Here is an 18057-nt window from a genome sequence, read left to right on the forward strand (position 1 = left end):
GGCTATGAGCATCATAATTAAACCTATCATCACTGAAAAAATAACTAAAGACGGCGAAATATTTAACCGTTTTGGTTTTGTGGTTAACAAAAAAGCAAACAAGATACAAATTAAGAATGCCGTTGAGGCTGCTTACGGAGTATCTGTTACTGAAGTGAATACCATGAACTACAGGGCTGATAGATCGGTTAAATACACTAAGAGTGGTTTAATCTCAGGAAAAACAAGCGCTTATAAAAAAGCAATTGTTCAGGTAAAAGAAGGAGAAACGATAGATTTTTACAATAATATCTAATAGGACATGTCAGTTAGAAAATTAAAACCTATTACCCCGGGTCAGCGATTTAGAGTTGTGAATAGCTTTGACACTATTACAACTGATAAGCCGGAGCGTTCATTACTCGCACCGAAAAATAACTCTGGAGGTAGAAATAGTCAAGGAAAAATGACCATGCGTTATACAGGCGGTGGTCACAAACAAAGGTATCGCCTTATTGATTTTAAACGTACAAAAGCGGGTATCCCTGCTACGGTTAAAACAATAGAGTATGATCCTAACCGCTCTGCATTTATATCGCTTTTATATTATGCAGATGGTGCTAAAACTTATGTAATTGCACAAAACGGACTTCAGGTAGGGCAAACCGTAACTTCAGGAGAGAATGCTGCTCCGGAAATAGGTAATACCCTTCCGCTAAGTAAAATTCCTTTGGGAACTGTTATATCTTGCATCGAACTACGCCCGGGCCAGGGAGCTGTAATTGCACGTAGTGCAGGTACATTTGCCCAGCTTATGGCAAGGGACGGAAAATATGCTACTATCAAAATGCCATCAGGCGAAACAAGGTTAATCCTTCTTACCTGTTCAGCAACCATAGGAGCTGTTTCTAACTCAGACCACCAGCTTATCGTAAGCGGTAAAGCAGGTAGGAGCCGTTGGTTAGGCCGTAGGCCAAGGACAAGGCCAGTAGCCATGAACCCGGTAGATCACCCGATGGGTGGTGGTGAAGGACGCTCTTCGGGCGGACACCCACGCTCTAGGAAAGGTCTTCCGGCTAAAGGATACAGGACTCGTTCTAAAGTTAACCCTAGTAGTAAGTATATCGTAGAACGTAGAAAGAAATAATAAGTAAGATATGGCACGTTCATTAAAGAAAGGACCTTTCGTACACTATAAGCTAGATAAGAAAGTTCAGGAAAATATCGAAAAAGGTAACAAAGGTGTGGTTAAGACCTGGTCTCGCGCTTCTATGATTACCCCGGATTTTGTTGGGCAAACTATCGCAGTACACAACGGTCGTCAATTCGTACCGGTTTATGTTACAGAAAACATGGTAGGTCATAAATTAGGAGAATTTTCACCAACACGCTCTTTCAGGGGCCACGCTGGTGCTAAAAACAAAGGTAAAAAATAATAGCAATGGGAGTTCGTAAAAGAGAAGCAGCAGATGCAAGAAAAGAGGCTAATAAGTCAATTGCTTTTGCAAAATTGAACAACTGCCCTACCTCACCAAGGAAAATGCGCATTGTAGCTGACCTGGTAAGGGGACAGAAAGTAGAATTAGCCCTTAATATATTGAAATTTAACAGTAAAGAAGCCTCTCGCAAGCTAGAGAAACTGCTTTTAAGCGCCATTAACAACTGGCAGCAAAAAAATGCAGAAGAAAGCCTTGAAGAAGCGGCCCTTTTTGTAAAAGAAATAAGGGTAGACGGCGGAATGATGCTAAAAAGGCTTAGGCCGGCACCACAGGGCCGCGCCCACAGGATAAGAAAACGTTCTAACCACGTAACAATCGTGCTTGGAGCTGCAAACAATAATACACAAAGCAATTCATAAACAGTATGGGACAAAAAACAAATCCGATAGGAAATCGCCTTGGTATCATCAGGGGTTGGGATTCTAACTGGTATGGTGGAAATGATTACGGCGATAAAATTGCTGAAGATTATAAAATCAGGAAGTATATCCATGCCCGTTTATCTAAAGCTAGTGTAAGTAAAGTAATCATCGAGAGGACGCTTAAGCTTGTAACCGTTACTATCACCACTGCCCGTCCCGGTATTATTATCGGTAAAGGTGGCCAGGAGGTAGACAAGCTAAAAGAAGAACTTAAGAAGCTTACAGACAAAGAGGTTCAAATCAACATCTTTGAAATTAAAAGGCCGGAACTTGACGCTTACCTTGTAGGTACAAGTATTGCCCGCCAGATTGAAAGCCGTATCTCTTACAGGAGGGCTATTAAAATGGCTATCGCTGCCGCCATCCGCATGAATGCAGAAGGTGTAAAAGTGATGATCTCTGGCCGTTTAAACGGTGCTGAGATGGCACGTTCTGAAATGTTCAAAGAAGGCAGGATTCCTCTATCAACTTTCAGGGCAGACATTGACTATGCTTTGGCTGAAGCCCACACTACTTACGGTAGGATGGGTATCAAAGTATGGATAATGAAAGGTGAGGTTTATGGTAAAAGAGATCTTTCCCCGTTAGTAGGAATGGACAAAAAACAGTCTAAACCTTCAGGATCTCAAGACCGTAATGATCGCCCTCAAGGCGGAAGGCCAAACAGGGGCGATGGTAAGCCAAACCAAAACCAGCGCAAAAGAAAGTAATTACCTTTAAACTAAAGAAAAATGTTACAGCCTAAAAGAACAAAATACCGTAAGGTACAGAAAGGTAAGATGAAGGGCGTGTCTCAAAGGGGGCACGAGCTTTCTAACGGTATGTTTGGTATAAAATCTTTAGATTCGTCTTTTATCACTTCCCGTCAAATTGAGGCTGCGCGTATTGCCGCAACCCGCTTTATGAAAAGGGAAGGTCAATTGTGGATTAAAATTTTCCCGGATAAGCCTATAACCAAAAAACCTCTTGAGGTACGTATGGGTAAAGGTAAAGGTGCCGTAGAATACTGGGCAGCTGTTGTAAAACCGGGACGCATAATGTTTGAAGTGGGCGGAGTACCTTTGTCAGTAGCAAAAGAGGCATTACGCCTTGCAGCTCAAAAGCTACCTGTAAAAACTAAATTTATTGTTGCGAGAGATTTCGAAGTATAATCTATTTTTATTATGAAACAATCAGAGATTAAAGATCTATCTGCAGCTGAGTTACAAAGTAAGCTTGGTGAATTACAGAAAACATATGCCGACCTAAAATCAGCCCACGCTATCTCACCAGTTGAGAACCCACTACAAATTAAGTTTGTACGCAGGAGTATCGCAAGAGTAGCCACTGAGCTAAGCAAAAGAGAGTTACAATAATTGTATTCTGCTGAAAGATGGAAGAAAAAAGAAATTTAAGAAAAGAGCGTATAGGTGTTGTTACCAGTAACAAGATGGCAAAATCAATAGTGGTTAGCCAAACTACGAAAGTAAAACACCCATTATATGGCAAGTTCGTACTAAAAACTAAGAAGTTTGTAGCACACGACGAAACGAACGACTGTAACATAGGAGATACTGTAAAGATCATGGAAACAAGGCCTTTAAGTAAAACAAAATGTTGGAGGTTAGTTGAAATCATTGAAAGAGCGAAGTAATTATGGTACAACAGGAATCGAGACTAAAAGTAGCAGATAACACGGGAGCTAAAGAAGTTTTAACCATCCGTGTTTTAGGAGGAACGAAACGTCGTTATGCCTCTGTTGGAGATAAAATTGTGGTGGCAATAAAAGACGCAACGCCTAACGGAAACGTTAAAAAAGGCGCCGTTAGTACCGCAGTTGTTGTACGTACCAAAAAAGAAGTGCGTCGTGCCGACGGCTCATACATCAGGTTTGATGACAACGCTTGCGTGTTGTTGAACGCTGCCGGTGAAATGAGGGGTACACGTGTTTTTGGTCCTGTAGCAAGGGAACTTCGTGAAAAACAATTCATGAAAATTGTATCACTGGCACCTGAAGTGCTTTAATTGTTATAAAAGATGACAAAGCTAAAAATAAAATCAGGAGACACCGTAAGGGTAATTGCCGGCGACCACAAAGCTAAAGAAGGTAAAGTACTGCGTGTACTTCGTGAAAAAAACAAAGCGGTAGTAGAAGGCCTTAACCTGGTGAGCAAACACACCAAACCAAGCGCTAAAAACCCTCAGGGTGGTATCGTTAAAAAAGAAGCTCCTATACACATTTCTAACCTTGTTCTTGTAGATGCCAAAGGCGTTGCTACAAAAACAGGCGTAAGGAAAGAAGGAGATAAGAACGTGAGATTTTCAAAAAAATCTAATCAAGTACTATAGTAATGGCTTATATACCAAGATTAAAACAAGAATATAAGGAGCGGGTTATCCCTGCCCTTAAAGAAGAGTTCGGCTATAAAAACGTAATGCAGGTTCCTAAACTTGAAAAAATCGTTTTGAGCCGTGGTGTAGGCGCCGCTGTATCTGATAAAAAACTTATCGACTATGCAGTAGATGAACTTACAAAAGTTACCGGCCAAAAAGCGGTTAGTACCATTTCTAAGAAAGACGTTGCTACGTTTAAACTAAGGAAAGGTATGCCTATTGGCGCTAAAGTAACACTTCGTGGCGAAAGGATGTATGAATTCCTTGACAGGCTTATAACTGCTTCGCTTCCACGAGTGCGTGATTTTAGCGGAATTAAGGCTACAGGCTTTGATGGCAGGGGCAATTATAACCTGGGTATTACCGAGCAAATCATTTTCCCAGAAATTGATATTGACAAAGTAAATAAAATTTCGGGTTTAGATATTACTTTTGTAACTTCGGCCGCGACTGACAAAGAAGCGAAGTCGTTATTAACAGAACTAGGTTTACCTTTTAAAAAGAACTAAGACATGGCTAAAGAATCAATGAAAGCCCGTGAGGTAAAAAGGATTGCTACGGTAGCTAAGTATGCTGAAAAAAGGAAGGCCCTAAAAGAGGCCGGAGATTATGAAGGCCTGCAAAAACTGCCTAAAAACGCATCTCCTGTACGTGTGCACAACCGTTGCAAGCTTACAGGCAGGCCCCGCGGTTATATGCGCCAGTTTGGTATATCACGTGTAACATTCCGTGAAATGGCAAACAACGGCCTTATACCGGGTGTTAAAAAGGCAAGCTGGTAATTAAAGAAATATAAATTGGTAGCAGGTTCGGGGCTAAAGAACCCCCGAAAACCGTTACCGCAAACTAAGTATTATGTATACAGATCCTATCGCGGATTATTTAACCAGGATTAGAAATGCTGTAAGGGCAAACCACAAAGTGGTGGAAATCCCTGCATCTAACCTAAAAAAGGAAATCACCAAGATTCTATTTGATCAGGGTTATATCCTTAGCTACAAATTTGATGACAACGCTGTACAGGGTACCATCAAAATAGCTCTTAAGTATGATAAAGAAACTAAAGAGCCGGTAATAAAAGATATCCAGAGAATTAGTAAACCGGGTTTACGTAAATATGCAGGTGCTACTAACCTACCGCGCATCCTTAACGGATTAGGTATTGCCATTGTTTCTACATCAAAAGGACTGATGACCGGAAAACAGGCAAAACAACAAAACGTAGGTGGTGAGGTAATTTGCTACGTATACTAATAAAAAGACTTATACAATGTCAAGAATAGGTAAAAATCCAGTCGCAATACCTGCCGGTGTAACTGTAGAAGTTAACGGTAACGTAATTACGGTAAAAGGAAAAAATGGCCAGCTAACTCAGGAATTTTCAGATGTATCTGTTAAAATAGAGGATGGCCAGGTAATAGTGGAAAGGTTCACTGATCATAAAGATGAGCGTGCTAAACACGGATTATACAGGTCGTTGATTAACAATATGATTACAGGCGTTTCAGAAGGTTTTACAAAAGAGCTTGAGCTTGTAGGTGTAGGTTACAGGGCTTCTAACCAGGGTCAAAAACTGGATATAGCTTTAGGTTTCTCACACAATATTGTTTTAGATGTAGTACCTGAAGTAACTGTTGAAACAGTAAGTGAAAAGGGTAAAAACCCTATCATCAAACTTAAATCTTTTGATAAACAACTGTTAGGTCAGGTGGCGGCAAAGATTCGTTCTTTCCGTAAGCCGGAGCCTTACAAAGGAAAAGGTGTTAAGTTTGTGGGTGAAGTATTAAGGAGAAAAGCAGGTAAATCAGCTTAAAAATTAAAAGATCATGGCATTAAACAAATCTGACAGAAGACAAAGGATACAATACAGGATCAGGAAGATTGTAAGCGGAACTGCGGCTCAACCAAGACTTTCTGTTTTCAGGAGCAACAAAGAAATCTATGCCCAAATCATAGATGACGTAAACGGTGTAACCTTAGCAGCAGCTTCATCCCGCGATAACGGTGTTGAAAAAGGTACTAACATTGAAACTGCAGCAGCAGTAGGCAAGCTTATCGCTCAAAAAGCGCTACAGGCAGGTATAGAAACCATCGCTTTTGACAGGGGCGGTTACCTTTACCACGGACGTGTTAAATCATTAGCTGAAGGCGCAAGGGAAGCCGGACTTAAATTCTAAGAGAAATTATGTATCTTAATTATAAAAACGTAGAACTAGTAAAACCAAGCGGACTTGAACTTAAAGACCGCCTGGTAGCTGTTAACCGTGTTACTAAAGTTACTAAAGGTGGTAGGGCATTTGGCTTTTCTGCAATTGTAGTGGTAGGTGATGAAAACGGTGTAGTAGGCCACGGCCTTGGAAAATCTAAAGACGTGTCTGAGGCTATTGCCAAAGCAGTTGAAGATGCTAAGAAAAACCTTGTAAGGATACCCCTAAGCGGACAATCTGTTCCTCATGAGCAAAAAGGTAAATTTGGCGGTGCACGCGTGCTGCTTATGCCTGCTTCTCACGGTACAGGTGTTATTGCCGGTGGTGCCGTACGTTCGGTACTTGAGTCAGTAGGTATACACGATGTACTTTCTAAGTCTCAGGGTTCATCTAACCCCCACAACGTTGTTAAAGCTACTTTTGACGCACTGCTTCAAATGCGTAGCGCTGCAACTGTTGCAAAACAAAGGGGCGTTTCTTTAGATAAAGTATTTAAAGGTTAATTCAAAGGAAATCATGGGAAAAATTATAGTAAAACAAGTTAAGAGCCAGATAAACTGCCCTCAAACTCAAAAGCTAACTCTAGAGTCGCTTGGCCTTCGCAGGCTGGGCCAGTCTGTTGAGCACAATGCTACACCTGCTGTCCTTGGAATGGTAAACAAAGTTAAACACCTGGTTTCTGTAGAAGAAGCTAACTAACAATTACAGGAAATGGATTTAAGTAACTTGCAACCGGCTGAAGGTTCGGTTCACAATAAAAACAAAAGGGTAGGCCGTGGCGAAGGTTCTGGTAAAGGCGGTACATCTGCCCGTGGCCATAAAGGAGCTAAGTCGCGCTCAGGCTACTCTAAGAAGATAGGTTTTGAAGGTGGGCAGATGCCACTTCAAAGGCGTGTTCCTAAGTTTGGTTTTAAAAACATCAACCGTAAGGAGTATGCCGGTGTAAACCTTGATACCCTTCAGTCCCTGGTAGATAATGGCGTTGTTACAGATACTGTAGATTTTGCATTATTTGTAGATACCCGCCTGGCTACTAAAAACGAAGAGGTAAAAATACTGGGAAGAGGAGCGCTAACCGCGAAACTTAAAGTTAGTGCCCACAAATTTACTGCTGCCGCTAAAGCTGCTATTGAAGCTGCCGGCGGAGAAGCTGTAAGTATATAATCTAAAAAGCCTTATGAAGAAATTTATTGAAGCATTGAGAAATGCCTGGAAGATAGAAGAACTGAAAAACAGAATTTTAGTTACTTTGGGATTATTGCTTGTGTACCGTTTTGGTGCGCATGTAACACTTCCCGGTATTGATGCTACAGGGCTTACAAACTTAAACAAACAGGCACAGGGCGGTATCGGCTGGCTTATAGATGTATTTACAGGTGGTGCGTTTTCGCAGGCATCTGTATTTGCATTGGGCATCATGCCTTACATATCTGCATCTATCGTGGTGCAGCTTATGGGTATTGCAGTGCCATACCTGCAGAAACTGCAAAAAGAAGGCGAAAGCGGCAGGAAAACCATCAACCAGATTACACGTTGGCTAACAATTGTAATTACGCTGGTACAGGGCCCGGGTTATATCTATAACCTGCACAGCACCTTGCCTGCAGATGCTTTCCTTATGCCGTCTACCTCATTCCAGTTCCTTTTCTCATCTGTATTAATACTTACCACCGGTACAATATTTGCTATGTGGCTGGGTGAAAAAATTACAGATAAAGGTATTGGCAACGGTATATCGCTGCTTATCCTTGTAGGTATTATAGCAAGGCTCCCTACAGCATTTATACAGGAGTTTTCTTTAGTGGTTACGCAGGACAAAGGCGGCCCGTTATTATTGCTTCTTGAAGTAGTAGTATGGCTTGGTGTAATTATAGCGTGTATCCTCATGGTTATGGCTGTAAGAAAGATACCGGTGCAGTATGCAAGGCGCACAGCATCAGGAGATTTTGAGCAGGACATGTTTGACGGAAATAGGCAGTGGATACCCCTTAAGCTTAACGCGAGTGGCGTAATGCCTATAATCTTTGCGCAGGCTATCATGTTTATCCCTGCTGCTTTAGCGGGTATGGCAAAAGAAAATCTTGCGGCACAAACTATAACGGCCCAGTTTCAGGATGTGTTTGGTTTAGTGTACAATTTGGTATTTGCGTTATTAATTATAATTTTTACGTACTTTTACACCGCAATTACGGTGCCTACTAATAAGATGGCAGACGACCTTAAAAGGAGCGGAGGTTTTATACCGGGTGTAAGGCCGGGTGTAGAAACCGGCGATTACCTCGACAGGATTATGTCGCTTATTACCTTCCCCGGTTCGCTATTCCTTGCATTTATTGCCGTGTTCCCGGCTGTGGTGCATAACCTTGGCGTACAGTCGCAGCAATGGGCATTGTTTTATGGCGGTACATCACTGCTGATCATGGTTGGGGTTGCAATCGATACGATCCAGCAAATCAATTCATACCTGTTAAACAGGCATTATGACGGTTTGATGAAGGGTGGTAAGAATAGAAAAGCAGTAGCTTAATAATTTTTATGGCAAAACAATCAGCAATAGAACAAGACGGTTCGATAATAGAGGCACTTTCAAATGCCATGTTCCGTGTTGAATTAGAAAACGGGCATATTGTAATTGCTCACATTTCAGGAAAAATGCGTATGCACTACATCAAGTTGCTTCCGGGCGACAAGGTAAAACTGGAAATGAGCCCTTACGATTTGTCTAAAGCAAGAATTACTTATAGATACTAAAGCTAAATACTAAAATGAAAGTAAGAGCATCAGTTAAGAAAAGAAGTGCCGACTGCGTTATCGTTCGCAGAAAAGGCAGGTTATATGTTATTAACAAAAAGAATCCTAGATTTAAACAAAGACAAGGATAATTATGGCAAGAATTGCAGGGGTAGACATACCTAAAAACAAAAGAGGAGTTATTGCTTTAACCTATATCTTTGGTATTGGTAACAGCAGGGCACAGGAAATACTGGCTAAAGCACAGGTTAGCGAAGATAAGAAAGTACAGGAATGGAATGACGACGAAATAAGCGCCATCCGTGATGCTGTTTCTTACTTCAAGATAGAAGGTGAGCTTCGTTCAGAAATTTCATTAAACATCAAACGTTTAATGGATATTGGCTGTTACAGGGGCATCCGCCACCGTTCAGGCCTTCCATTACGTGGCCAGCGTACCAAGAACAACTCAAGGACAAGAAAAGGTAAGAGAAAAACTGTTGCTAACAAGAAAAAAGCAACTAAATAATAGTAAGTAATGGCTAAAGCGAGTACAAAAAAACGTAAAGTTATTATTGAGTCTACAGGTGAGGCTCATATAAGTGCCACTTTTAATAACATCATCATTTCTTTAACTAACAAGAAAGGCGAAGTTATATCTTGGTCATCAGCAGGTAAAATGGGCTTCAGGGGCTCTAAAAAGAACACCCCATATGCTGCCCAGATGGCTGCCGAAGACTGTAGCAAAGTAGCTATTGAAGCTGGCCTTAGAAAGGTAAAAGTTTACGTTAAAGGTCCAGGAAACGGCAGGGAGTCTGCAATCAGGTCCCTACACAATGGTGGTATCGAGGTAACAGAAATTATCGACGTTACACCAATGCCGCACAACGGCTGCCGTCCTCCAAAAAGAAGGAGAGTTTAATTTTTTTTTATTTAATAGTATAATAAGAACAGGGTTAACGGATTATCGGAGGATGAGACCTGAATTCATAATCCCCTGTTCATTTAATTTTTAGAAATGGCAAGATATACTGGTCCACAAACTAGAATCGCCCGTAAATTTGGCGAGGCGATCTTCGGGGAAGACAAATCCTTCGAAAAAAGAAATTACCCTCCTGGACAACATGGCCAGGCAAAAAGAAGGGGTAAAAAATCTGAATATGCTGTTCAGCTGATGGAAAAGCAAAAAGCAAAGTACTCTTACGGTATCCTTGAAAAACAATTCAGGAACATGTATGAAAAAGCCGCTGCCACTAAAGGCGTAACCGGCGAGGTACTTTTGCAGCTGTGTGAGGCAAGGCTTGACAATGTGGTATACAGGATGGGTATTGCGCCTTCTCGCAGAGCTGCCCGCCAGATAGTAGGCCACAGGCATATTACGGTAAACGGCGAAGTGGTTAACATCGCTTCTTACCACCTTAAACCCGGCGATAAAGTTGCCGTACGTGAAAAATCAAAATCTCTTGATGCTATCACAAATTCTTTATCAAACTCTTCTCATACTTATGAGTGGATTACCTGGAACAACGAACTTAAGGAAGGTACTTTTGTAAGTGTACCTGCCAGGATCCAGATACCGGAAAATATTAAAGAACAACTAATCGTTGAGTTGTATAACAAATAATAATTGACATTAGTCGACAATATGGCAATATTTAATTTTCAGAAGCCCGATAAAGTTATCATGATCGATTCTACCGATTTTCAGGGGAAATTTGAGTTCCGTCCCCTGGAGCCGGGTTATGGGTTGACTGTTGGTAACGCACTTAGAAGAGTTTTGCTATCCTCGCTGGAAGGTTATGCTATCACATCCGTTCGCATAGAAGGTGTAGAGCATGAGTTTTCTACCATAGCGGGTGTTGTTGAAGATGTTACAGAAATTATCCTGAACCTTAAGCAGGTACGCTTTAAGCGCCAGATAGAGGACGTTGATAACGAAAGTGTATCGATATCTTTTTCAGGGAAAGACCAGCTTACTGCCGGCGATTTCCAGAAATTTATTTCAGGATTCCAGGTGCTAAACCCGGAGCTTGTTATCTGTAATATGGACAGCAGCATTAATGTAAACATGGAGCTTACAATTGAAAAAGGCCGTGGTTACGTTCCTGCAGAGGAAAATAAAAAGCAAAACGCAGCTATAGGAACTATTTTTACAGACTCAATCTTTACCCCGGTAAAGAATGTAAAATATACAATAGAAAACTTCCGTGTGGAGCAAAAGACCGACTACGAAAAGCTGGTTTTTGAAATCATTACTGATGGTTCTATCCACCCTAAAGATGCACTTACAGAGGCAGCAAAAACACTGATACACCACTTTATGCTGTTCTCTGACGAAAGGATTACACTTGAGGCCGACGAAATTGCACAAACAGAATCTTATGATGAAGAATCACTTCACATGAGGCAGCTCCTAAAAACCAAACTGGTAGATATGGATCTTTCTGTTAGGGCGCTAAATTGTTTAAAAGCGGCTGAAGTTGATACATTAGGAGACCTGGTATCGTTTAATAAAAACGACTTGATGAAGTTCCGTAACTTTGGTAAGAAGTCGCTAACTGAGCTTGATGAGCTTGTTGCTTCTAAAAACCTGCATTTCGGGATGGACTTAACGAAATACAAATTAGATAAGGAATAATCTATTTCCCGTATTAGGGTGTAGGTAAATTACAAAGCAATGAGACACGGTAAAAAAGTAAACCACTTAAGCAGGCAATCCGGCCACAGGAAACTGATGCTGGCTAACATGGCCTGCTCGCTTATAGCCCACAAGCGTATTAATACCACTGTGGCAAAAGCTAAAGCGCTTAAACAATATATAGAGCCTTTAGTAACAAAATCTAAAGACGATACTACGCACAACAGGCGTATTGTATTTGCTTATCTTCGCGATAAATATGCAGTTACCGAGCTTTTTCGCGAGGTAGCCGCTAAAGTAGGCGACCGCCCGGGTGGATATACCCGTATTATCAAGCTTGGTAACCGCCTTGGTGACAACGCTGATATGGCGATGATAGAGCTTGTAGACTTTAACGAACTGTATAACGCAACACAAAAAGAAGCTAAGAAAACTACACGCCGTAGCCGCTCTGCCAAGAAAGCAGACGCTGCCGCACCTGTAGCCGAGGCTCCTGCTGTTGATACTGCAGAAAACACTGAAGCTACTGAATAATCATGATAAACTGATTTTTCAATATAAAAAAGGATAAACTTAATAGTTTGTCCTTTTTTTTTGCAATCCTTAACCGTTTTAGGCTAAGGTAAATGTAAAAATATTTAGCAATTTTACTATCACGAAAATTTAAAGTAAATTTGTGCGCAACACAACAACATCTAGACTACTTAAATGAAATACAAAAGCAGAGATAAAGCGATACTCTTACTTGCAGACGGTACGGTTTTTTACGGAAAATCCATTGGGCTTGAGGGTACGGTTTTTGGCGAAGTATGCTTTAATACGGGCATGACGGGCTACCAGGAAATATTTACCGACCCTTCTTACTTTGGCCAGATAATGGTGGCTTCTAACGCCCATATAGGCAACTACGGCACTAATGAACAGGAAGTGGAGGCTGATAAAATAATGATATCAGGGCTGGTATGTAAAAACTTTAGCTTTAACCACTCCAGGGTTAACAGCACCGAAGGGCTTAAAGCATATTTTACAGCACAAAACCTGGTGGCAATATCTGATGTAGATACCCGCGCACTGGTAAGCTATATCCGCGATAACGGTGCCATGAATGCCGCTATCTGCACCGAAGACTGCGATATTGAAGAGCTTAAGAAACGCCTTGCCGAGGTACCCGATATGCACGGGCTGGAGCTGAGCAGCAAGGTATCTACTACTGAGCCTTACTTCATCGGCAGCCCCGATGCAAAATATAAAATCTCCGCGCTCGACCTGGGCATTAAGAAAAACATACTGCGCAACCTTGCAAAAAGGGACTGCTACATAAAAGTTTTCCCTTATGATGCTACCTATGAGGAACTGAGCGGCTTTAACCCCGATGGTTATTTCCTTTCAAACGGACCCGGCGACCCTGAGCCACTTGTGGTAGCGCAGGAAACCGCCCGCCAGATTCTGGCAAAAGGCGAACCTGTTTTTGGTATCTGCCTGGGCCACCAGGTTTTGGCGCTTGCCAATGGCATACCTACTTATAAGATGTTTAACGGGCACAGGGGTATTAACCACCCGGTAAAGAATGTGCTTACCGGCGAAGGCGAAATAACGTCGCAAAACCACGGATTTGCCGTAAACAGGGAGGCGCTTGAGGCGCACCCGGAGTTTGAAATTACCCACGTTCATATAAACGATGGTACAGTAGCCGGTATGCGTATGAAAAATAAAAACTGCTTCTCAGTACAGTACCACCCTGAAGCGAGCCCCGGCCCTCATGACAGTACTTACCTGTTTGACCAGTTCATTCAAAATATTGAAAAAGGTAAACATAATAATTAGTAACTTTTAAAACAACCGAAAGCAATTATGAGTATTATTATCAAAGTACACGCCAGGCAGATACTGGATTCCCGTGGTAACCCTACAGTTGAAGTTGACGTAATTACAGAAAACGGTATCCTGGGCAGGGCAGCAGTGCCTTCAGGCGCCTCAACCGGTGAGCACGAGGCAGTAGAGCTTCGCGACGGCGGTAAAGATTATATGGGTAAAGGCGTTCTTAAAGCCGTAGAGAACGTTAACACTACCATAGCCGCTGCCGTAGTTGGCCTGTCAGTATTTGAGCAAAACGCTATAGATAAAGTAATGATAGAACTTGATGGCACCGCTAACAAGAGCAACCTGGGCGCTAACGCCATCCTGGGTGTTTCTCTTGCCGTGGCTAAGGCTGCCGCAAACGAGCTTGGCCTGCCACTGTACCGCTACGTTGGTGGTGTATCGGGCAATACGCTTCCGGTACCGATGATGAACATCGTTAACGGTGGTTCGCATTCAGACGCGCCTATTGCTTTCCAGGAGTTTATGATCTTCCCGGTTAAGGCTAAAGACTTTACACACGCCATGAAAATTGGTACCGAAATATTCCACAACCTTAAAAAAGTGCTTCACGACCGTGGCCTTAGCACCGCTGTAGGCGACGAAGGTGGTTTTGCACCAAACTTTGCCGGTGGTACAGAGGATGCACTTGATACCATCAAGCTATCTGTAGAAAAAGCAGGCTATGTTTTTGGCGAGGATGTTAAGATCGCGCTTGACTGTGCTGCTTCTGAGTTCTATGTAAACGGTAAATATGACTACTCTAAATTTGAGGGCGAAACCGGAAAAATCCGTACGTCTGAAGAGCAGGTAGAGTACCTTGCCGAGCTTGCCGCTAAATACCCTATCATCTCAATTGAAGATGGTATGTATGAAGACGACTGGGCGGGCTGGAAACTGCTTACCGAGAAAATAGGTGATAAAGTACAGCTTGTAGGTGACGATTTATTTGTAACTAACGTAGAGCGCCTTGAGAGGGGCATTAACGAAGGTATTGCTAACTCAATCCTTATCAAAGTAAACCAGATAGGTACGCTCACAGAGACTATCGCTGCGGTAAACATGGCGCACAACGCCGGTTATACATCAGTAATGTCGCACCGTTCGGGCGAAACTGAAGATAATACCATTGCGGACCTTGCAGTGGCGCTTAACTGTGGCCAGATTAAAACAGGTTCGGCTTCACGTTCAGACCGTATGGCGAAGTATAACCAGCTGCTTCGTATCGAAGAAGAACTGGGTGACGTAGCTTACTTCCCCGGTGTAAAAGCCTTTAAGATAAAAGCTTAATTAAGTTTTTTACATAACTAAAATGCCCTGCTGACAAGTGGGGCATTTTTTTTACTTTTTTAGGGCAAACGGCGATATTGCATTATTTTTTAGAAGCCAGAAAGTAGGGTATTTTGTATTTGAAGTGTTTTGATATGCAGCTAATTATCGTATAGTTAATAACCGGGGGGCTGAGCCTTTTATTTCGGGTGCTATTCTACATCAAATTCTAAACGATATACGCCGAATTCTAAACCGTTTTAGTGCATTTAAAAATAAGCTATACATTTGCACTAATTAAGAAAGTGTATATGAAGCTTTTAAAGATATTGCCGGCACTATTGTTTTTATGTGTGTTGCAGCCGGCTTTTTCGCAGGATAAGGTACTCGACAGCCTTTTTAACAAGCTAAAGGCCGAGAAAAACGACAGCACCCGTGTGCGGCTCATAAATCTTATTGCCAGCGAGTATACCGGCAGCGACCCTGCAAAGGTAATAGAATACGGTAACAAAGGGCTTGCCCTTGCGCAAAAGTACAAACTGCAACAACATGAGGCTGATGCCTGGTTTAATGTAGGCAATGGCAATATTTTGTTGAGTAAGTATGCCGATGCTATCAAATGCTTTTCTAATTCCCAGGGTATTTATGAAAATTTATTTAAGACCGATAAGCGCCAGGTTATTACAGACGGGCTTGCAAGGGCTTATGGCAGTATAGGTGTAGTATGTAACGAACAAAATAACTACCCTAAGGCGCTTGAATATTTTTTTAAAGCGCTTAAATTGTACCGCGATTCTAAGCAAGAAGATATTGCTGCACGTATTTACAGCGGTATAGGTGTGGTATATGAATCGGAAGAAGATTATGATAAAGCACTTTTTTATTATAATAAATCGCTGGCGTTAAAGCAAAATACCGACGACGAGGTTTTTCCTGCAACATATAGTAATCTGGGTAACGTATATTTAGCGCTTAACAAAGATGATAAAGCGCTTTCAGCGTATAAAAGTGCTGAGAAAATATTGAGCGCCCAGCCCAATGCACGTGTACTGGGCGAACTGTATAATAATTATGGCAATTACTACCGTAAAAAAGGTGACTTAAAAAAAAGTGCTGATTATTACAAAAAGGCATTAGAAATTTTTACTTCAACAGGTTACTTATTTGGAGCGTCGGCAACCCAGGAGTATTTAGGGCGCATAGCCGAAAAAGAAAACCGCTACGCAGAAGCTATAAATTATTACAATAAATCATCAGAAAACGCAACACTGGTAGGTGCAAACGGGCAAGTAAAAGATTCTGAAAAAGCGCTGAGCGACCTGTATGAAAAGCAGGGGAGATATAAGGAGGCGTATGAGCATTACAAAAAATACAGTGTTGCAAACGACAGTGTTATAGGTAGCGATAACATAAAGGCGCTGGTGCGGGAAGAAATGAATTTTGAGTTTGAGCGCAAGGATGAACAGCGGAAGCTGGAAATAGAAAAAAAGCAGGCATTATATAACGAAAAAGTTAAGAGACATCGCCTGCAGACAATTTTTGGCGGCGTGATTGTAATGCTGGCGTTAGGTTTTATATTTTTAGTATACAACCGCAGGCAGATTAAAAAAACACTCACACTGCAGCGCGACCTTGCCGAATATGAGCAAAAGGCGCTGCACCTGCAAATGAACCCGCACTTTGTGTTTAACTGCCTGGGAGCCATATCAGGCTTTATTGTGCAAAACGGTACTGATTCCGCCCTTAAATACCTTGCTAAGTTCAGTAAGCTTATGCGCCTTACGCTCGAGTACAGTAAAGAGTCGCTTATACCGATAGACAAAGAGATAGAGAGCCTGAAAAATTACCTGGAACTGGAGCAGTTGCGCTTTAACCATATCTTTGATTTTACAATAACCAAAGACTCTTCTATTGAAGATGATGTGGCACTGCCGCCGCTGCTCATACAACCTTTTGTAGAAAACGCCATAATACATGGTATTGTACCGAAACTGGATAAAGGTGCAATAGGTATCAATTTTACTATTGAAGGCAATACGCTTGTGTGTACCATTACTGATGATGGCATAGGCCTGGAGAAAAGCAGGAGCCTGAAGGAAAACTCGGTTACGGTGCACAAATCTATGGCGCTCGAAATAACCCGTAAGCGCCTTGAGGTTATTGAAGCGTATACCGCCAAAAAGACAAATGTTAATATAGAAGATGTTGAAAATGAAAGTGGTAAGTGCATCGGTACAAAAATTACCTTATATTTACCCGTACAATATTTATCAGGCACATAATGATAACAGCAGTATTAATAGACGACGATAAAAACCTCCGTAACGCCATGAAAGGCCTGCTTGCCCTGTATGCGCCAGAAATACGTATATTGGGAGAGGCAGACAGCGTGGGCAGCGGCATTTTAGCCATAGAACTCTACAGGCCTGATGTAATTTTCCTGGATATACAGCTGGGCGACGGCACCGGTTTTGATATAATCGAGCAATATGCCCTTAAGCACGGCAGCCTGGCATCAAACGTGGTGTTTATAACCGCACACGAGCAGTACGCGCTTAAGGCGTTCCGGTTTAGCGCGCTCGATTATTTACTAAAGCCGGTAGACCCGGAGGAGCTGCGTAAAGTGGTAGAAAAAATAAACAAAACCATAACGCCAAACAGTAATTTTGCGCACATCGATTTGCTGCTTGAAAACATCCGAAAAAAGGTTGATAAGTTTAAGCGTATAGCGCTTTCCACGTCAGACGGTATACACCTTTTTGAGGTTAGCGATATTATAAGGCTGGAGTCTCAGGATAACTATACAAAGTTTTATATACGCAACCATAAGCCCGTACTTATAGCTAAAACGCTTAAGGAGTATGAAGATATGCTCTCTGAACAGGGGTTTGAGCGCATCCATCAAAGCCACCTGATAAACCTGGCCTATTTAAAATCTTATATAAAAAAAGACGGCGGATATGCGGTAATGGCCGATAACAGCAACCTGCCCATAAGCCAGCGTAAAAAAGAAAGGCTACAGGAACTGCTCAAATCATTATAACCAAATTCTAAATGATATACGGCAAATTCTAAACGCCCCT

At 42.0% G+C, this 18057-nt stretch carries 30 protein-coding genes; all 30 read left to right on the forward strand.

The genetic code is table 11. The features are described from left to right. Positions 1 to 4: 4 nt before the first annotated feature. Positions 5 to 295, forward strand: a complete 291-nt coding sequence (gene rplW, locus ACLI09_RS03775; protein ID WP_411418252.1) for a 50S ribosomal protein L23 — start codon at positions 5 to 7, stop codon at positions 293 to 295. 6 nt (positions 296 to 301) lie between these two features. Next, a complete protein-coding gene (gene rplB, locus ACLI09_RS03780; RefSeq protein WP_411418253.1) occupies positions 302 to 1126 on the forward strand; it encodes a 50S ribosomal protein L2 in 825 nt (274 codons plus the stop codon). 10 nt (positions 1127 to 1136) lie between these two features. After that, a complete protein-coding gene (gene rpsS, locus ACLI09_RS03785) occupies positions 1137 to 1415 on the forward strand; it encodes a 30S ribosomal protein S19 (RefSeq protein WP_014085019.1) in 279 nt (92 codons plus the stop codon). Positions 1416 to 1420: 5 nt separating this feature from the next. Beyond that, positions 1421 to 1837 (forward strand): 50S ribosomal protein L22, encoded by a 417-nt coding sequence (gene rplV / locus ACLI09_RS03790; RefSeq protein ID WP_411418254.1) that lies wholly within the window; start codon positions 1421 to 1423, stop codon positions 1835 to 1837. Positions 1838 to 1842: 5 nt separating this feature from the next. Then, on the forward strand, positions 1843 to 2610 hold the full coding sequence (rpsC, locus tag ACLI09_RS03795) for a 30S ribosomal protein S3 (protein WP_411418255.1): 768 nt from the start codon (positions 1843 to 1845) through the stop codon (positions 2608 to 2610). 21 nt (positions 2611 to 2631) lie between these two features. Continuing rightward, positions 2632 to 3051: a 50S ribosomal protein L16 gene (gene rplP / locus ACLI09_RS03800; protein ID WP_411418256.1), complete on the forward strand. Its 420-nt coding sequence runs from the start codon at positions 2632 to 2634 to the stop codon at positions 3049 to 3051. A 12-nt stretch (positions 3052 to 3063) separates the two neighbouring features. Continuing rightward, positions 3064 to 3255, forward strand: a complete 192-nt coding sequence (rpmC, locus tag ACLI09_RS03805; protein ID WP_411418257.1) for a 50S ribosomal protein L29 — start codon at positions 3064 to 3066, stop codon at positions 3253 to 3255. A gap of 17 nt (positions 3256 to 3272) precedes the next feature. Further along, positions 3273 to 3533, forward strand: a complete 261-nt coding sequence (rpsQ, locus tag ACLI09_RS03810; protein WP_411418258.1) for a 30S ribosomal protein S17 — start codon at positions 3273 to 3275, stop codon at positions 3531 to 3533. A 2-nt stretch (positions 3534 to 3535) separates the two neighbouring features. Continuing rightward, positions 3536 to 3904: a 50S ribosomal protein L14 gene (gene rplN / locus ACLI09_RS03815; RefSeq protein ID WP_014166275.1), complete on the forward strand. Its 369-nt coding sequence runs from the start codon at positions 3536 to 3538 to the stop codon at positions 3902 to 3904. A gap of 12 nt (positions 3905 to 3916) precedes the next feature. Continuing rightward, positions 3917 to 4228, forward strand: coding sequence for a 50S ribosomal protein L24 (gene rplX / locus ACLI09_RS03820; RefSeq protein ID WP_411418259.1), 312 nt, complete (start codon positions 3917 to 3919; stop codon positions 4226 to 4228). A 2-nt stretch (positions 4229 to 4230) separates the two neighbouring features. Then, entirely contained in the window at positions 4231 to 4782 is a 552-nt protein-coding gene (rplE, locus tag ACLI09_RS03825) for a 50S ribosomal protein L5 (RefSeq protein WP_411418260.1), read from the forward strand. A gap of 3 nt (positions 4783 to 4785) precedes the next feature. Next, a complete protein-coding gene (rpsN, locus tag ACLI09_RS03830; RefSeq protein WP_411418261.1) occupies positions 4786 to 5055 on the forward strand; it encodes a 30S ribosomal protein S14 in 270 nt (89 codons plus the stop codon). A 73-nt stretch (positions 5056 to 5128) separates the two neighbouring features. Then, a complete protein-coding gene (rpsH, locus tag ACLI09_RS03835; RefSeq protein WP_411418262.1) occupies positions 5129 to 5527 on the forward strand; it encodes a 30S ribosomal protein S8 in 399 nt (132 codons plus the stop codon). A gap of 16 nt (positions 5528 to 5543) precedes the next feature. Further along, a complete protein-coding gene (rplF, locus tag ACLI09_RS03840; RefSeq protein ID WP_411418263.1) occupies positions 5544 to 6086 on the forward strand; it encodes a 50S ribosomal protein L6 in 543 nt (180 codons plus the stop codon). 13 nt (positions 6087 to 6099) lie between these two features. Further along, positions 6100 to 6450: a 50S ribosomal protein L18 gene (rplR, locus tag ACLI09_RS03845; RefSeq protein ID WP_411418264.1), complete on the forward strand. Its 351-nt coding sequence runs from the start codon at positions 6100 to 6102 to the stop codon at positions 6448 to 6450. Positions 6451 to 6458: 8 nt separating this feature from the next. Continuing rightward, positions 6459 to 6983 (forward strand): 30S ribosomal protein S5, encoded by a 525-nt coding sequence (gene rpsE / locus ACLI09_RS03850; RefSeq protein WP_411418265.1) that lies wholly within the window; start codon positions 6459 to 6461, stop codon positions 6981 to 6983. Positions 6984 to 6996: 13 nt separating this feature from the next. Beyond that, positions 6997 to 7179 carry a 50S ribosomal protein L30 gene (gene rpmD / locus ACLI09_RS03855; protein ID WP_411418266.1) on the forward strand — a complete coding sequence of 61 codons (183 nt, stop codon included), beginning with the start codon at positions 6997 to 6999 and terminating at the stop codon, positions 7177 to 7179. A gap of 12 nt (positions 7180 to 7191) precedes the next feature. Then, positions 7192 to 7644 carry a 50S ribosomal protein L15 gene (gene rplO / locus ACLI09_RS03860; protein ID WP_411418267.1) on the forward strand — a complete coding sequence of 151 codons (453 nt, stop codon included), beginning with the start codon at positions 7192 to 7194 and terminating at the stop codon, positions 7642 to 7644. 13 nt (positions 7645 to 7657) lie between these two features. Next, the gene (gene secY / locus ACLI09_RS03865; RefSeq protein ID WP_411418268.1) at positions 7658 to 9007 is read left to right on the forward strand and encodes a preprotein translocase subunit SecY; all 1350 of its coding nucleotides are present in this window, start codon (positions 7658 to 7660) and stop codon (positions 9005 to 9007) included. Positions 9008 to 9015: 8 nt separating this feature from the next. Next, positions 9016 to 9231, forward strand: a complete 216-nt coding sequence (gene infA, locus ACLI09_RS03870; protein ID WP_007136545.1) for a translation initiation factor IF-1 — start codon at positions 9016 to 9018, stop codon at positions 9229 to 9231. Positions 9232 to 9245: 14 nt separating this feature from the next. Next, positions 9246 to 9362, forward strand: coding sequence for a type B 50S ribosomal protein L36 (ykgO, locus tag ACLI09_RS03875; protein WP_114676954.1), 117 nt, complete (start codon positions 9246 to 9248; stop codon positions 9360 to 9362). 2 nt (positions 9363 to 9364) lie between these two features. Continuing rightward, entirely contained in the window at positions 9365 to 9739 is a 375-nt protein-coding gene (rpsM, locus tag ACLI09_RS03880; protein WP_411418269.1) for a 30S ribosomal protein S13, read from the forward strand. Between the two features lie 9 nt (positions 9740 to 9748). After that, positions 9749 to 10132: a 30S ribosomal protein S11 gene (gene rpsK / locus ACLI09_RS03885; RefSeq protein ID WP_411418270.1), complete on the forward strand. Its 384-nt coding sequence runs from the start codon at positions 9749 to 9751 to the stop codon at positions 10130 to 10132. Positions 10133 to 10228: 96 nt separating this feature from the next. Further along, on the forward strand, positions 10229 to 10834 hold the full coding sequence (gene rpsD / locus ACLI09_RS03890; RefSeq protein ID WP_411418271.1) for a 30S ribosomal protein S4: 606 nt from the start codon (positions 10229 to 10231) through the stop codon (positions 10832 to 10834). A gap of 21 nt (positions 10835 to 10855) precedes the next feature. After that, positions 10856 to 11848 (forward strand): DNA-directed RNA polymerase subunit alpha, encoded by a 993-nt coding sequence (locus ACLI09_RS03895; RefSeq protein ID WP_411418397.1) that lies wholly within the window; start codon positions 10856 to 10858, stop codon positions 11846 to 11848. A gap of 39 nt (positions 11849 to 11887) precedes the next feature. Beyond that, positions 11888 to 12382 (forward strand): 50S ribosomal protein L17, encoded by a 495-nt coding sequence (gene rplQ / locus ACLI09_RS03900; RefSeq protein WP_411418272.1) that lies wholly within the window; start codon positions 11888 to 11890, stop codon positions 12380 to 12382. 174 nt (positions 12383 to 12556) lie between these two features. Further along, positions 12557 to 13672, forward strand: coding sequence for a glutamine-hydrolyzing carbamoyl-phosphate synthase small subunit (gene carA / locus ACLI09_RS03905; RefSeq protein WP_411418273.1), 1116 nt, complete (start codon positions 12557 to 12559; stop codon positions 13670 to 13672). Positions 13673 to 13699: 27 nt separating this feature from the next. After that, positions 13700 to 14995 (forward strand): phosphopyruvate hydratase, encoded by a 1296-nt coding sequence (gene eno / locus ACLI09_RS03910; RefSeq protein WP_411418274.1) that lies wholly within the window; start codon positions 13700 to 13702, stop codon positions 14993 to 14995. A gap of 290 nt (positions 14996 to 15285) precedes the next feature. Beyond that, complete coding sequence (locus tag ACLI09_RS03915; RefSeq protein ID WP_411418275.1) at positions 15286 to 17256, forward strand: tetratricopeptide repeat protein; 1971 nt, start codon at positions 15286 to 15288, stop codon at positions 17254 to 17256. Next, positions 17256 to 18017 carry a LytR/AlgR family response regulator transcription factor gene (locus ACLI09_RS03920; RefSeq protein ID WP_411418276.1) on the forward strand — a complete coding sequence of 254 codons (762 nt, stop codon included), beginning with the start codon at positions 17256 to 17258 and terminating at the stop codon, positions 18015 to 18017. Before ACLI09_RS03915 ends, ACLI09_RS03920 begins: the two co-directional genes overlap by 1 nt. Positions 18018 to 18057: the final 40 nt, after the last annotated feature.

The sequence above is a fragment of the Flavobacterium sp. RHBU_24 genome (assembly GCF_046613695.1).
Lineage (GTDB): Bacteria > Bacteroidota > Bacteroidia > Flavobacteriales > Flavobacteriaceae > Flavobacterium.

Coding starts and splice junctions, on each gene's coding strand:
- rplW (WP_411418252.1), top strand. CDS start 5: ATGAGCATCATAATTAAACCTATCATCACTGAAAAAATAACTAAAGAC.
- rplB (WP_411418253.1), top strand. CDS start 302: ATGTCAGTTAGAAAATTAAAACCTATTACCCCGGGTCAGCGATTTAGA.
- rpsS (WP_014085019.1), top strand. CDS start 1,137: ATGGCACGTTCATTAAAGAAAGGACCTTTCGTACACTATAAGCTAGAT.
- rplV (WP_411418254.1), top strand. CDS start 1,421: ATGGGAGTTCGTAAAAGAGAAGCAGCAGATGCAAGAAAAGAGGCTAAT.
- rpsC (WP_411418255.1), top strand. CDS start 1,843: ATGGGACAAAAAACAAATCCGATAGGAAATCGCCTTGGTATCATCAGG.
- rplP (WP_411418256.1), top strand. CDS start 2,632: ATGTTACAGCCTAAAAGAACAAAATACCGTAAGGTACAGAAAGGTAAG.
- rpmC (WP_411418257.1), top strand. CDS start 3,064: ATGAAACAATCAGAGATTAAAGATCTATCTGCAGCTGAGTTACAAAGT.
- rpsQ (WP_411418258.1), top strand. CDS start 3,273: ATGGAAGAAAAAAGAAATTTAAGAAAAGAGCGTATAGGTGTTGTTACC.
- rplN (WP_014166275.1), top strand. CDS start 3,536: ATGGTACAACAGGAATCGAGACTAAAAGTAGCAGATAACACGGGAGCT.
- rplX (WP_411418259.1), top strand. CDS start 3,917: ATGACAAAGCTAAAAATAAAATCAGGAGACACCGTAAGGGTAATTGCC.
- rplE (WP_411418260.1), top strand. CDS start 4,231: ATGGCTTATATACCAAGATTAAAACAAGAATATAAGGAGCGGGTTATC.
- rpsN (WP_411418261.1), top strand. CDS start 4,786: ATGGCTAAAGAATCAATGAAAGCCCGTGAGGTAAAAAGGATTGCTACG.
- rpsH (WP_411418262.1), top strand. CDS start 5,129: ATGTATACAGATCCTATCGCGGATTATTTAACCAGGATTAGAAATGCT.
- rplF (WP_411418263.1), top strand. CDS start 5,544: ATGTCAAGAATAGGTAAAAATCCAGTCGCAATACCTGCCGGTGTAACT.
- rplR (WP_411418264.1), top strand. CDS start 6,100: ATGGCATTAAACAAATCTGACAGAAGACAAAGGATACAATACAGGATC.
- rpsE (WP_411418265.1), top strand. CDS start 6,459: ATGTATCTTAATTATAAAAACGTAGAACTAGTAAAACCAAGCGGACTT.
- rpmD (WP_411418266.1), top strand. CDS start 6,997: ATGGGAAAAATTATAGTAAAACAAGTTAAGAGCCAGATAAACTGCCCT.
- rplO (WP_411418267.1), top strand. CDS start 7,192: ATGGATTTAAGTAACTTGCAACCGGCTGAAGGTTCGGTTCACAATAAA.
- secY (WP_411418268.1), top strand. CDS start 7,658: ATGAAGAAATTTATTGAAGCATTGAGAAATGCCTGGAAGATAGAAGAA.
- infA (WP_007136545.1), top strand. CDS start 9,016: ATGGCAAAACAATCAGCAATAGAACAAGACGGTTCGATAATAGAGGCA.
- ykgO (WP_114676954.1), top strand. CDS start 9,246: ATGAAAGTAAGAGCATCAGTTAAGAAAAGAAGTGCCGACTGCGTTATC.
- rpsM (WP_411418269.1), top strand. CDS start 9,365: ATGGCAAGAATTGCAGGGGTAGACATACCTAAAAACAAAAGAGGAGTT.
- rpsK (WP_411418270.1), top strand. CDS start 9,749: ATGGCTAAAGCGAGTACAAAAAAACGTAAAGTTATTATTGAGTCTACA.
- rpsD (WP_411418271.1), top strand. CDS start 10,229: ATGGCAAGATATACTGGTCCACAAACTAGAATCGCCCGTAAATTTGGC.
- ACLI09_RS03895 (WP_411418397.1), top strand. CDS start 10,856: ATGGCAATATTTAATTTTCAGAAGCCCGATAAAGTTATCATGATCGAT.
- rplQ (WP_411418272.1), top strand. CDS start 11,888: ATGAGACACGGTAAAAAAGTAAACCACTTAAGCAGGCAATCCGGCCAC.
- carA (WP_411418273.1), top strand. CDS start 12,557: ATGAAATACAAAAGCAGAGATAAAGCGATACTCTTACTTGCAGACGGT.
- eno (WP_411418274.1), top strand. CDS start 13,700: ATGAGTATTATTATCAAAGTACACGCCAGGCAGATACTGGATTCCCGT.
- ACLI09_RS03915 (WP_411418275.1), top strand. CDS start 15,286: ATGAAGCTTTTAAAGATATTGCCGGCACTATTGTTTTTATGTGTGTTG.
- ACLI09_RS03920 (WP_411418276.1), top strand. CDS start 17,256: ATGATAACAGCAGTATTAATAGACGACGATAAAAACCTCCGTAACGCC.